Below are 12,894 nucleotides of genomic sequence, written 5' to 3'. Positions count from 1 at the left end.
GCGCCGGTCCCGGCCGGCGGACCGGCGACGGCTCCGCCGGGTCCGGCGGCGTGCCTCAGCGGCGGCGGCGCAACGCCCGGCCCACCACGATCGCCCCGGCCACCGCGAGCGCCGCGGCGGGGGCCGCCCAGCGCAGGGCGGAGCCGGCCGAGACGGTGAGCGGGGCGGGCACGGGGGCGTACCGGCCGCGCGGCGGCGCGTGGTCCACCTCCTCCGCGCTGCGCCCGATCATCGTGCGGCGCGCGTGCGCGGCCTCGACGGGCGGTCCGGTGGTCTCGCCGAAGCCGCCGGGGCCGGTGACCCCGGCCACGCCGTCCGTCCCGGCGTCCGCGTCGTCCGCCTGCTCGTCCGCGTCGTACGTCCCGTACTCGTCGTACTCGTCCGACTCGTCGTCGGCGGACGGGTCGAGGGAGGACGGCGGGATCTCGGTGTCGAAGACGGAGGCGCGCCCGGAGGGGGCAGCGGGATCGGCGGAGTGCTCGGCGGACGCGGGCGAGTCGGCGGGTGCGGCCGGGTCGGCGGGGCGCTCGGCGGACGCGGGCGAGTCGGCGGAGGCGGGCCCGGCCGGGGACCCGTCGGAACCGGAACCGGGCTCGGCAGCGGCCCCGTCGGCAGCGGAGCCGTCGGCGGCGGGTCGGGCCGGGGAGTCCTCGGCCGCGGGGTGGGGCGAGGGCTCGGCGGAGGCCTGGTCGGCGGGTGCGGCCTGGTCGGCGGGTCGGGCCGGGGGCGGTACGGGGGCGTCGTCCGCGTCCGGCGCGGCCTCGAAGTCGCCGGTGGCGAGGGGCGCGAAGTCCTCGGTGGCGAGTTCCTCCGCGGTCTCCGGTTCCGGCGCCGCATCGGCCCCCGCCCCCGGTTCCGCCGCGTCCCCCGGTTCCGCCGCCAGGTTCTCCGCGAACCGTTCCAGCAGTCGTACGGCCGCGGTCCGCACCGCCTCCGGGTCCAGCTCGGCGATCCGGCCGTCGCCCGAGGCGGCGCCCTCGACGGTGAGCGCCGTGCCGCCGTCGGCCTCGCCCGGGCGCAGGGTGAGCGCGAGTTTCACCGAGCCGGTGCCGCGCGACTCGGCCGCCTCGCCCTCGACGGCGTACGAGCCGTCGTCGCGGGCCTGGACGCGCAGCGCGCCCCGGTAGGTGATGGAGGTGCCGCCGATCCGCAGCTTCAGGCGGCCGGCGACGGGTTCGGCGCCCGCGTCCTGCTGGAACCCGGGCACCGCCCGGGCGACCCGGTCGGGGTCGGCGAGCACCGCCCGCAGCCGTGGGACGGGAACCGGAACGAACACCTCGTGCTCCATGTCAGCCGACACTACCCAGTGACGGCCCGGAATACCCTTCCCCGTCGCCCGATCGTTCCCGGCCGCCCCCGACACCCCGCCGCACCCCGCCGTCCCCGGCAGTCACACAGCTCCCGGCGGCCCCCGCCTTCCCGGCCACCCGGTAGGCCCCGGCCGACCCGGAACCCCGTCGGCCCCAGCCGCCACCGGGCCCCCGGCGGCCGCCCGGCCCCGCCGACCCGGCAACCCATCCGCACCGGCCGCCACCCGACCCCGGCCGCCCCCGCTGCCGCCCCGCCCGCCCGGTCCCGCTCCGCCTCGCCCCCTCAGCCGTCGACGCCCGGACGCACCAGCCCCGACTCGTACGCCACTACCACCGCCTGCGCGCGGCTGGCCAGGTTGAGTTTGGTCATCGTGCGGTTGAGGTGGGTCTTGACGGTGGCCTCGCTGATGAAGAGGCGGTCGGCGGCCTCGGCGTTGGTCAGGCCCCGGGCGACCAGCCGCAGCACCTCGACCTCGCGGCCGGTCAGGGCGCGCAGGTCGGCCGGGGGATCCGCGGGCGCCGGCGGGGTGTCCGCGCGTTCCGTGAACGCCTCCACCAGCCGCCGGGTGACCACCGGCGCGAACAGCGAGTCGCCGCCGTGCACGGCGGTCACCGCGGCCAGCAGCCGTTCGGGTCCCGCGTCCTTGAGCAGGAACCCGGCGGCCCCGGCGCGCAGCGCGCCGTAGACGTACTCGTCGAGGTCGAAGGTGGTGAGGATCAGGATGCGGGGCGCGGGGTCCGCCGCGTCGGCGAGGATGCGCCGGGTCGCCTCGATGCCGGTCATGCCGGGCATGCGGATGTCCATGAGGATGACGTCCGGCCGGGTCTTCGCGGCCAGCGCGACCGCCTCCGCCCCGTCCGCGGCCTCGCCGACGACCTCCATGCCGGGGGCGGCGCGCAGCAGCGCGACCAGTCCGCTGCGGACGAGGAACTGGTCGTCCACCACCAGCACTCTGATCATTCCGTGACGGCGTCTCCCCGGCGTGCGCCCTGTTCCGACGTCGGAAGGGTCAGTCGCACGCCGAATCCCCCCTCGCGCCGCGGGCCGACGACGATCGTCCCGCCGTAGAGCTTGGCGCGCTCGCGCATGCCGATCAACCCGTGGCCGCCGTGCCGCCGCATTCTGTCCGGATCCACCCCCTTCCCGCGCTCCCGGCCGCCGTCCCGGCCGCTGCCGTCGTCGGTGACCGACACCTGTACCTCGCCGGCGCCGTAGACGAGTTCCACGGCGGCGCTGCTGCCGGGGGCGTGCTTGAGGACGTTGGTCAGCGCCTCCTGGACGACCCGGTAGACGCACAGCTGCACCCCGGACGGCAGCGGGCGCGGCTCGCCGCGCAGGCGCAGGTCGACCGGGACGCCGCCGGACCGGACCCGTTCGACCATCTCCTCCAGCCGGTCGAGGCCGGGCGCCGGTTCGGTGGCGGCGCCGTCCTCCGGCGTGCCGTCCACGCCGTCAGCGCGCAGCAGCCCGAGCATGCGGCGCAGTTCGGCCAGCGCCTCGCCGCTCGCGGTGCCGATGGTGGTGAGGGCGGCGCGCGCGGTGGGCGCGTCGGAGTCGAAGACGAACCGGGCGAGGCCCACCTGGACGTTGATGACGGCCATGTGGTGGGCGACCACGTCGTGCAGTTCGCGCGCGATCCGCACCCGTTCCTCGGCGACCTCGCGCCGCGCCCGTTCGGCCTGTTCGGCGCGGAGCCGTACGGTCAGCTCGGCGCTGCGGCGGGCCAGGTGGCCGAACCACCACAGGGCCAGCGGGTAGCCGATCGCCTGGCCGACGATCGAGGCCAGCATGTCGGAACGGCTGTACACCCCGGCGTAGATCCACACCCCGCCCATCACGGCCGCGCACCACGCGGTGGTCCGGGCGGGCCTCGTGGTGGCCACCATGTAGAGGGCGACCATGGCGGCCGGGGCGTTGACCACGGGCCAGTTGCCGAGGGCGACGTAGAGGCTCCAGCTGAGGTGGACGCAGAGGAAGACGGCGACCGGGGCGCGGGTGCTGAGGGCGAGCGACAGATTGGTCAGGGCGACGAGCGCCCAGGCGTACGTGTCGAGCGGGTGCCACTCCCGGCCGGCCTCCGCGCCGATCAGGCACGCGACGGCCAGCGGCACCAGGGCCGTCAGGCCGTCGACCGCGAGGGGGTGGATCCGCACCGCCGCAGCGTAAGCCCGGTGCGCGAGCATTGGCGTCAACTTTTCGCGGTACCGCGGAAGTTGCAGGAACCGCGCGGCTACCGCGCTGGTTGGCGCCGGTTTCCACCCGGTGCGGGATGTGCGGGTCCGCGGTGCGGCCGTAGGTTCGAGACGCGCCGGCCGCGCTGCGGAGGGGGTCCGCGTCGTCCGGCCGCGGTCCGAGGGTCCGCCGCGGGGTGAGGCCCGGCGGCCCGTTCCACCCGGGGGAGGAACGGGCCGTCGGCACGCGCGCGATGTCCGGGCGGGGGTACGGCTGCCGCAGCCGCGGTGGCGGTGACAGTGGCAGTGGCGGGCGGTGGCGGCTGGGTCATCACGCGGACGGACGGAGGCGTAGCCCGGACGGCTCGAGCGCGGCCCCGGACTGAAGCGGACGGAGGCACCCGGCTGGTCGTGTCGGCGCACGGCCCGGACGGCCCGGACGGCCCGGACGGCTCAGGCGTAGCGCGGGTGGACCAGGGTGGACGGGGGCAGGCCGGGGACGCGGGTGCGGGCGGCGGCGTGGGCGTCCGCGGCGAGCGCGGCCGGGGTGAGCGTGCGCGGGCGCGCGGCCGTCGGGTCCAGGGCGAGGTGGGGCGGGGTGCGGGCGGCGAGGACGAAGCCCCAGTCGCGCGGGGCGCGCCGGGCGCCGGTCGCCCGGTCGGGTCCGGCGGCGAAGCGGGAGTCGCGGCCGCCCACCTGGTAGGGGGCGGTGCGCAGACCGGCGGCGCGGATCGTCGTCTCCACCGTCCAGAACACATCGGGCCGGGAGGCGACCGGCCCGCCGTGCACCGCGAGCCGCCCGCCGGGGGCCAGGACGCGGCGGACCAGGTCGTAGAACTCGCGTGAGTACAGCTTGGTGCTGGCCGTGATGCCCGGGTCGGGCAGATCCTCGATCACCACGTCGTACGCCGCCGCGGGCAGCGTGCGCAGCCGGGCGAAGGCGTCGGCGGTGTGCACCTGGACGCGCCGGTCGTCGTACACGTGTCCGTTCAGCCGGGTGAGGGCCGGGTCGGTGCGGGCCAGACGGACGACGGCCGGGTCGATCTCCACGATGTCCACCCGGTCCACCCCGGGGTGGAGCAGCACCTCGCGGGCGGCCAGGCCGTCGCCGCCGCCGAGGATCAGCACGCGCGCGTGCGCGCCGGTCATCGCGGGCCGGACCAGCGCCTCGTGGTAGCGGCGCTCGTCCTGGCTGCTGACCCGCAGCCGCCCGTCGAGGAACAGGTCCAGCGGACGGCCGCGGGTGCCGCCGGTGAGGACGATCTCCTGGACGCCGGTGCGCATCGCCACGCGCACGTCGTCGCCGTACACCGCCCGGCGGGCCGCCTGCTCGAAGGCGCCGGAGCCGGCGGCGGCCGTGGCGAGCAGGCCGAGAACGACGAGGTTGGCGGCGAGCAGCAGCCGGCGTCCGCGCGGGGTGAGGTCGCGGCGGAACAGGCCGAGGACGAGGGTGCCGCCGGCCAGGACGTTGACCGCGCCGGTGAGCAGCGCGCCGGTGAGCTGGCCGCACAGCGGCAGCAGCAGGAAGGGGAAGGCGAGGCCGCCGACGAGCGCGCCCACGTAGTCGGCGGCGAACAGGTCGGCGACGGCGCCGCCCGCGTCCTGGCGGCGGATGCGCTGGATCAGCTCCATCAGCAGCGGCACCTCGGCGCCGATCAGGAGGCCGATGGCGAGCGAGAAGGCGACCAGCAGACAGCGCGGCGCGGCCACCCACAGGCCGCCCCAGCCGCCGGTCCAGGCGAAGACGGCGTAGAGCGCCATGGCGCTGCACCCGCCGACCAGGGCGAGCGTCGCCTCGATCGCGCCGAAGCCGATGGCGGCGTGCCGGCGCAGCCGCTTGGCGCCGAGCGAGCCGATGCCCATGGCGAACACCATGACGGACAGCACGACGGAGGCCTGGGTGACCGAGTCGCCCATCAGGTACGAGGCGAGGGCGACGAGTTCGAGTTCGTACACCAGTCCACAGGCCGCGCAGACGAACACACCGGCGAGGACGAGGAACCGGCCGGTTCCCGGCCGGACGGGCAGCCGGGCGGGCAGCGGCTCGGGGAGGCCGCGCGGGGGCGCCGGACGGGGCGGGGCCGGGGCGTGCGGTTCGATCACGACTGCGACGTTACGTCACGGGTGCACCACGCTTCGTCACCCACACGTGTGGAAACGGAAGGAACGGCGCATCCCGCGTTTGGACCGGCTCAGTTGACGGGCACCGGCGCGGGACGGCGCGCCCCCACCCGGGTGCGGGTCGCCACCAACTGGCCGTCCTGCGGGTAGGCGTGCCAGGTGCGCCAGTGCACCTGGCCCTCCCGCCGCTGCGCCAGCATGGCGGTGAACGCGTGCGGGCTGCCCGGGAAGACGCCGGCCAGGCCGTGCGGGTGGTCGCAGACGAGGGCCAGCAGTTCCTGCGCGCGCCCGGCGAAGGAGCCCGGCGACAACTCCTCGACGCGTGCGGCGAACTGGTACTCCCAGTCGCCGACCCGCTTGGCGACGCCGAGCGGCAGGGGCGTGCTGGACCCGGGGATGCAGGCCACCGTCTCCGAGCAGATGCCCCGCTCCTCCTCCAGGAGGACCTGGTGGGACGCGCCGAGGAGTCTCAACTGGAGCTTCGCACCCGCAAGTTCGAGGTCGAGCGTGGCCAGCGCGGGCAGCGGCTCGCGGCCCAGCGCCCAGGCGAGGTCGGCCGCGCGCGTGTCGGTGTAGGAGGTGTTCAGGGTCGTGAGCATGGATCGGCTCCGCTAGCACGCTTAAGAAAAGGGATTTCAGGAGGCCGGCGCACCCCGGACGACACGGGGGGACGGCCCGGTCAGCCCAGTTCAGAAAGGGTGCGAGCAGGACGTCCTGGGGGCTGCGTCGGCGAATTAGAGGGAACCACGAACGGCGGGGCCGCCACAGCGTTTTTACCCAACTTCGTGGGGTTTCCATCCCTCAGAGGGCCTGTCAGCTCAACTGTTCAACTACGGCGCACGCCAGGGCGCACGCGACGGCGCGCTCCTCGGCTCGCGCCGGGACGGATCTGGGGGACGACCTTCCGGTTCGCGGCCGAACGCCGTTGCGCGGAAAGGTTGTTGGTATCGGGCAACGGAACGCCGCCCACCACCGCCGTCCGAGCCGCGCCCGCCTCCCCCACGCGAGCCGCCACCACCGACCGGCACCCGACACCGCCCCGAGGCGACCGACGACCGAGCCCGGCCCCCACCGACCGGCGACCGAGACGGGCCACGGGCGACCAGTGGTCAACACCGGCCACAGGCACCCTGTAATCGACACCGGCACCGTCCACCGACGGCCGAGACCGGCCACAGGCACCCGGCGGTCGAGACCGGCCACCGTCAGCTGCCGCCGCCGCAACCGCCCCCGCACGACGACCCGCCTCCGCAGGACGAACCGCCGCCGCACGAGGAGTGGCCGCCGCAGGAGGAGTGCCCTCCGCAGGAGTGACCGCCGTGGTGGTGGCCGCCGTGATGACCGCCGGACGACGAACCGCTGTCACTCGACGCCCACCACCCGGCGCCCCCGCCGCCGCCCGCTCCCCCGCTGTAGGCCCGCGTCCGCCGCCCCTTGGTCATCCGGACCGCACGACCGCCGCGCGCCTTCCCCCGCGCCCCGCGCACCACACCGGACACGAACAGCACCGCGACCACCGCCAGGACTATGAGGAAGACCATGGCGTCACGCTCCTTCCGCTCCCCCGGGAAGATCCCCCCGGGAACGCCCCCCGTGGGCGCTACGCACGCTGCGTGCCCCGGATATCCCCGGCCCCCGAGCGGGCCAAAGCACACTTGAGGAAGTTCTGAGGGTCAGCGCAAAGAAAAAGCCCCCGACCTGCACCGACGCGCAGATCAGGGGCAGTCCGAAGCTCACGGGGCCGTCCGTAGCTCACTGGGCCGTCCGTGGGCCGTGTTCCTCCCCGGGGCCACGCTGAGACACGGTGCCGATGGCACGCCGGGCACGCTCGCGGCCGACGTGCTCCACCGTCGGTTTCGAGGGCGACCGGCCGGCCGGACCGATCGCACAGGACGCCGTTCCGGAACGGTGGCGAACGCACGACCACCGAGCCCAGGTACACCCGGCACCCCTGTGCGCGCGACGAGAAGGTCATCGAGGAACGCGCCGAGGCGCCAGTGAAGCTCAGCTCATGGAGCTTGTGAGCGAGACCTGGCCGACACGAGCAGCCCCAAGAGGCTGACGCACACCGAGTGTTCGACGACGCCGGTGTACGCGCATCGGTCGGAGACCGGCACGGCGGCGACCCGGCCGAGCACCCGGCCCGAGTCGTCGAGGGCGACGTGTCGGTGTCGCGGGAGCTTGGCGGCGTCGAACTCTTCCCAGGGGGGAGCGGTCGTCTCGAAGGCGGCGTTGCCTTCGTCGACGCCGAGTTGATAGGCCGTCAGGACTTGGCGGGGATGCTCGGCGCCCAGCGCGGCGATGCGGTACTCACCGGCCGTGCCCATGGTCAGCTCACCGGAGCGATCTCGTCGGCCAGGCCGCGGATGCGCTTCTCGATCTCGTCGCGGATCGGGCGAACCGCTTCCACGCCCTGCCCGGCCGGGTCGGGGAGCTGCCAGTCGAGGTAGCGCTTGCCAGGGAAGACGGGGCACGTGTCGCCGCAGCCCATCGTGATGACGACGTCGGAGGCCTGGACCGCCTCGACCGTGAGCACCTTGGGCGCCTCGGCAGCGATGTCGATGCCCACCTCCGCCATGGCTTCCACGACGGCCGGGTTCACGGTGCCGGCGGGGGCGGAGCCGGCGGAGCGGACCTGGACGCGGTCGCCTGCCAGGTGGGTGAGGAAGGCGGCGGCCATCTGGGAGCGTCCGGCGTTGTGGACGCAGACGAAGAGCACGGACGGCGTGGCGGTGTCAGACATGGGCGGGGTCCTCTTGGGGCACGGGGACGGCGGCGGCGGTGAAGTAGCGGCGGGCGTACAAAGCGACGTACACCAGGCCGATCAGGACGGGCACTTCGATGAGGGGGCCGACAACGCCGGCGAGGGCCTGGCCGGAGGTGGCGCCGAAGGTGGCGATGGCGACAGCGATGGCCAGCTCGAAGTTGTTGCCCGCAGCGGTGAACGCCAGCGTCGTGGTCCGCGAGTAGTCGAGACCGACCGCGCGGCCCACGGCCATGGACCCGGCCCACATGACGGCGAAGTAGACCAGCAGCGGTAGCGCGATGCGGGCGACGTCGAGGGGCTGTGAGGTGATGGCGTCGCCTTGCAGGGCGAAGAGGACGACGATCGTGAAGAGCAGCCCGTACAGGGCGAAGGGGCCGATGCGCGGGATGAGCTTGGCCTCGTACCAGGTGCGGCCCTTGGTCTTCTCACCGATGCGGCGGGTCAGGTAGCCGGCTGCCAGCGGGATGCCGAGGAAGATGAGCACGCTGCGGGCGATCTCCCACACGGACACGTCCAGTCCGGACTGTTCCAGGCCGAGCCGGCCGGGCAGGACGGAGAGGTAGAACCAGCCCAGCGCCGAGAAGGCGATCACCTGGAAGACGGAGTTCACGGCCACCAGGACGGCGGCGGCTTCCCGGTGGCCGCAGGCGAGGTCGTTCCAGACGATGACCATGGCGATGCAGCGGGCCAGGCCGACAATGATCAGGCCGGTGCGGTAGGCGGGCAGGTCCGGCAGGAACAGCCACGCCAGCGCGAACATGAGCGCCGGGCCGACCACCCAGTTCAGCAGCAGCGACGGCAGCAGCAGGCGGCGGTCGCGGGTGACGGTGTCGAGGCGGTCGTAACGGACCTTGGCCAGCACCGGGTACATCATCACGAGCAGGCCCAGGGCGATCGGCAGGGACACCCCCGTGACGGTCACCTCGGCCAGCGCGTCACCCAGGCCCGGCACCAGGCGGCCCAGCCCGAGGCCCACGGCCATGGCCGCGAGGATCCAGACGGCCAGGTAGCGGTCGACGAAGGACAGGCGTCCGGCCACGTTCCCTTCGGGTACGGCAGTGCTCACGAGGCGGCTCCGGCCGGTGCGGTGCGCTCGGGCAGCGGCTCACCGGCCGGACGGGTCAGGATGCCGGCGAGACGGTCGGTCATTTCCGGAACGAGCCGGTAGTAGACCCAGGTGCCCCGCCGCTCGCAGTCGATCAGGCCCGCCTGACGCAGCAGCTTCAGGTGATGCGAGATCGTCGGCTGGGACAACTCGAAGGCCGGGGTCAGGTCACAGACGCACACCTCGCCGCCCGCCCGAGAGGCGATCATCGACAGCAGGCGCAGCCGCACGGGATCGCCCAGCGCCTTGAACACCTTCGCCAACTCCACCGCCTGGCCCTCGTCCAGGGGAGCGGTCAGCAGCCCAGGGCAGCACGCTCCGGCGTCATCGCTCCGACCGAGCACCACCAGCTCTTGATTCGACATGCCTCTATGTTGACAGTCTTCGATCCAGCGCGCAATCTTGCATCGACAGACATCAATGCAACCGCAACCGGACAGGAGCCCGTCATGTCTCGCGCTCAGCTCGCCCTGCGTGTCAGCGACCTGGAAGCGTCGATCAGCTTCTACTCCAAGCTGTTCGGCACCGAACCGGCCAAGCGGCGCGAGGGCTACGCCAACTTCGCCATCACCGAGCCCCCGCTCAAGCTCGTGCTGATCGAGGGCGAGCCCGGCGAGGAAACCCGGCTGGACCACCTCGGCGTCGAGGTCGAGTCCACCGACCAGGTCGACGCCGCCACCACCCGGCTCAAGGACGCCGGCCTGGCCACCTTCGAGGAGAACGACACGTCCTGCTGCTACGCGCTCCAGGACAAGGTGTGGGTCCACGGGCCCGGCAAGGAGCCGTGGGAGGTCTACGTCGTGAAGGCCGACGCCGACACCCTCGGAAAGAGCGCCGACCCCAACGCCACCGGCGACGGCTGCTGCACCAGCCGGACGACCGAGGAGACCCCGGCAGCGGCCGGGTGCGCCTGCGGCTAGAGACCAACGGCCTGGTGCCACCGCCGGGAGGGTGGCCGACGACGGCAGACGACGGCAGACGACGGCAGACGACGCCGGCCCTTCCCCTGCTCAGAGACGGTGATTCGGCTACCGGCACAGGCACTCGTCGGCGAAGCGGTGTTGAGGAAGTCCGGAGCTTCGGCGCAGGATGGCCCGCATGACCTCCAGCGCACGTCCGCTCCTCAATCGCCGGCTCGCCGAGTTCGGGACGACGATCTTCGCCGAGATGTCCGCCCTGGCCGTGGCCACCGGTGCGATCAACCTGGGCCAGGGCTTCCCCGACACCGACGGCCCCGAGGCGATCCGGGAGGCGGCGGTGCGGGCGCTGCGCGACGGGCGCGGCAACCAGTACCCGCCGGGCCCCGGCGTCCCCGAGCTGCGCACGGCCGTCGCCGCCCACCAGCTGCGGCGCTACGGCCTCTCCTACGACCCCGACACGGAGGTGCTGGTCACGGCGGGCGCCACCGAGGCGATCGCGGCCGCGCTGCTGGCCCTGGTGGAGCCGGGCGACGAGGTGGTCGCCCTGGAGCCGTACTACGACTCCTACGCGGCCTGCATCGCCATGGCGGGCGGCCGGCGGGTGCCGGTGACGCTGCGGCCGCACGAGGGCGCGTTCCGGCTGGACCTGGACGAGCTGCGCGCGGCGGTGACCGACCGGACCCGGCTGCTGCTGCTCAACACCCCGCACAACCCGACCGGCGCGGTCCTCACCCGCGCGGAGCTGACGGCGGTCGCCGAGCTGGCCGTCGAGCGCGATCTGCTGGTGGTCACCGACGAGGTGTACGAGCACCTGGTCTTCGACGACGCGGAGCACATCCCGCTCGCCACCTTGCCCGGCATGCGCGACCGCACGGTCACGGTGGGGTCGGCGGGGAAGACCTTCTCGTTCACCGGCTGGAAGGTCGGCTGGATCACCGCCGCGCCCGGCCTGGTCACGGCGGTGCGTTCGGCCAAGCAGTTCCTGACCTACGTGGCCTCGGGCCCGTTCCAGTACGCGGTGGCCGAGGCGCTGGCGCTGCCCGAGTCGTACTTCGCCGCCTTCCGCGAGGACATGCGGGCCCGGCGGGAGGTGCTGGCGGCGGGCCTGGCGGAGGCGGGCTTCGGCGTCTTCAAGCCGGCCGGCACGTACTTCATCACCACCGACATCCGCCCCCTGGGCGAGAGCGACGGCTTCGCCTTCTGCCGCTCCCTGCCCGAACGCGCGGGCGTGGTCGCCATCCCCAACGCGGTCTTCTACGACCACCGCACCGAGGGCGCCCCCTACGTCCGCTTCGCCTTCTGCAAACAGATCCCGGTCCTGGAGGAGGCGGCGAGCCGGCTGAAGGCCCTGGCGGGCTGAGCCGGAGTCCCGGTGAGTCGCGGACGCGTTCTGCAGTTCTGCCCACAGGCTGTGGACGAACGCGTCGCCGCACCGGCTCCCCGTGGCCGAGCGCCGTCCTCGTACCGGCGCCCCGCACACCGCCCCCGCACCGCCCCCGCCCCCCGCGCACGGCGAGAGCCCGGCCCCAGCACGGCCACCGTGGTGGTCCGTGCCCCGGCCGGGCTCTCGTTCGCCTGCGGCGGCCTGTGGAACGCCGCCGTGGGCGCGGACTACTCCTCGCCGGTCTCCGGCTTGTCCGCCTCGTCGATCTCCTCCTCCAGGCCGAGCTGCTCGACCAGCCAGCGGTCGAACTCCAGCGCGGCGCGCACCCAGCTGACGGTGGAGGAGACGAAGTGCTCCAGGCTCACCCCCGTGCCGATCAGCATCTGCGCCTCGCCGATGAGGCGGACGGCGCCGTCGTCGTGGGTGTGGGTGTAGACCTTGGGCCACAGGGTGCGGCGGTTCCAGTCGTCGATGGCCTCCAGCAGCTGGGGCTTGTCGTCGATCTTGTGCGGCCGGTCGTAGAACGTCCGCACCGAGAAGACCTGCTGGTCGCCCTCGCCGCGGAACATGAAGTACGTGCGGAACTGCTCCCACGGCGCGACGAGGTCACCCTCCTCGTCGACGAGGTGCTTGAGCTCCATCTGGTCCAGGAGCTGCTTCACAAGGTCCTGATCCGGGACGACGGGGCCCGCCGGTCCTTGGGGCTGCGGCTCGGGCTGGCCCCCGAAGTTCGGAATCGAGGACGGGTCGATGCTCACCGTGTTTTTCCCTTCGTACGGATCCCGCCATCCTCCCCCATGCGGGGAGGGGCGTGGCAAGCCCCGGCGGCCCCTGTCAGCCGTGGGCTGACACGATCCGGTCACCCGGGCGGCCGCCAGTCGGGTATCCGCCCGGACCCGGCCCTGACACGCCGCGCCTGCGATCCGCGCGGGCCGCGACCCGAACGGGCTACGGCCCCCTTCCCCGCGCACCGGGGATGGGGGCCGTGCCGCACGGCGGCGGCGCGTGGAGCGCCCTCCGCCGTGCCGTCGTGGTACGGCGGCGGCCAAGCGGCCTGCGACTGCGGGCCGTGCCACCCGCGCCGTACCGCCGGAGGGGCGGCCGCCGGGCGGGCC

At 74.1% G+C, this 12,894-nt stretch carries 12 protein-coding genes and 1 pseudogene; 2 read left to right on the top strand and 11 right to left on the bottom strand.

The window, feature by feature from the left end:
- Positions 1-55 precede the first annotated feature (55 nt).
- From K7787_RS22100 to K7787_RS22055, 10 genes and pseudogenes are all read right to left on the bottom strand, one after another.
- Positions 56-1,288 (bottom strand): SRPBCC domain-containing protein, encoded by a 1,233-nt coding sequence (locus K7787_RS22100; protein ID WP_223002667.1) that lies wholly within the window; start codon positions 1,286-1,288, stop codon positions 56-58.
- A 305-nt stretch (positions 1,289-1,593) separates the two neighbouring features.
- Entirely contained in the window at positions 1,594-2,271 is a 678-nt protein-coding gene (locus K7787_RS22095) for a response regulator transcription factor (protein ID WP_009189760.1), read from the bottom strand.
- Positions 2,268-3,464, bottom strand: a complete 1,197-nt coding sequence (locus K7787_RS22090; protein WP_164387444.1) for a sensor histidine kinase — start codon at positions 3,462-3,464, stop codon at positions 2,268-2,270. Before K7787_RS22090 ends, K7787_RS22095 begins: the two co-directional genes overlap by 4 nt.
- A gap of 471 nt (positions 3,465-3,935) precedes the next feature.
- Complete coding sequence (locus K7787_RS22085; protein ID WP_223002666.1) at positions 3,936-5,585, bottom strand: polyamine aminopropyltransferase; 1,650 nt, start codon at positions 5,583-5,585, stop codon at positions 3,936-3,938.
- Positions 5,586-5,674: 89 nt separating this feature from the next.
- Positions 5,675-6,202, bottom strand: coding sequence for a DUF2617 family protein (locus tag K7787_RS22080; RefSeq protein ID WP_009189757.1), 528 nt, complete (start codon positions 6,200-6,202; stop codon positions 5,675-5,677).
- A 606-nt stretch (positions 6,203-6,808) separates the two neighbouring features.
- Positions 6,809-7,144 (bottom strand): hypothetical protein, encoded by a 336-nt coding sequence (locus K7787_RS22075; RefSeq protein WP_078512068.1) that lies wholly within the window; start codon positions 7,142-7,144, stop codon positions 6,809-6,811.
- Between the two features lie 519 nt (positions 7,145-7,663).
- Positions 7,664-7,930: pseudogene (locus K7787_RS22070) on the bottom strand (GNAT family N-acetyltransferase); the annotation flags it as partial.
- A 2-nt stretch (positions 7,931-7,932) separates the two neighbouring features.
- The gene (locus tag K7787_RS22065; RefSeq protein ID WP_223002664.1) at positions 7,933-8,346 is read right to left on the bottom strand and encodes an arsenate reductase ArsC; all 414 of its coding nucleotides are present in this window, start codon (positions 8,344-8,346) and stop codon (positions 7,933-7,935) included.
- Entirely contained in the window at positions 8,339-9,436 is a 1,098-nt protein-coding gene (gene arsB / locus K7787_RS22060; RefSeq protein ID WP_308036428.1) for an ACR3 family arsenite efflux transporter, read from the bottom strand. Before arsB ends, K7787_RS22065 begins: the two co-directional genes overlap by 8 nt.
- Complete coding sequence (locus K7787_RS22055; protein ID WP_027758313.1) at positions 9,433-9,840, bottom strand: ArsR/SmtB family transcription factor; 408 nt, start codon at positions 9,838-9,840, stop codon at positions 9,433-9,435. Before K7787_RS22055 ends, arsB begins: the two co-directional genes overlap by 4 nt.
- An 84-nt stretch (positions 9,841-9,924) precedes the next feature.
- Here K7787_RS22055 and K7787_RS22050 point away from each other — a divergent pair, with 84 nt between their 5' ends.
- Together K7787_RS22050 and K7787_RS22045 are read left to right on the top strand one after the other, a co-directional pair.
- Entirely contained in the window at positions 9,925-10,395 is a 471-nt protein-coding gene (locus tag K7787_RS22050; protein ID WP_164387993.1) for an ArsI/CadI family heavy metal resistance metalloenzyme, read from the top strand.
- 169 nt (positions 10,396-10,564) lie between these two features.
- Positions 10,565-11,755 carry a pyridoxal phosphate-dependent aminotransferase gene (locus K7787_RS22045; protein WP_009189752.1) on the top strand — a complete coding sequence of 397 codons (1,191 nt, stop codon included), beginning with the start codon at positions 10,565-10,567 and terminating at the stop codon, positions 11,753-11,755.
- Between the two features lie 251 nt (positions 11,756-12,006).
- Here the strand turns inward: K7787_RS22045 and K7787_RS22040 are convergent, their stop codons facing one another.
- Positions 12,007-12,537, bottom strand: coding sequence for a YbjN domain-containing protein (locus K7787_RS22040; RefSeq protein ID WP_009189751.1), 531 nt, complete (start codon positions 12,535-12,537; stop codon positions 12,007-12,009).
- Positions 12,538-12,894 lie beyond the last annotated feature (357 nt).

The sequence above is a fragment of the Streptomyces sennicomposti genome, assembly GCF_019890635.1.
Classification (GTDB): domain Bacteria; phylum Actinomycetota; class Actinomycetes; order Streptomycetales; family Streptomycetaceae; genus Streptomyces; species Streptomyces sennicomposti.
This window is presented reverse-complemented; position numbering and strand designations above follow the sequence as displayed.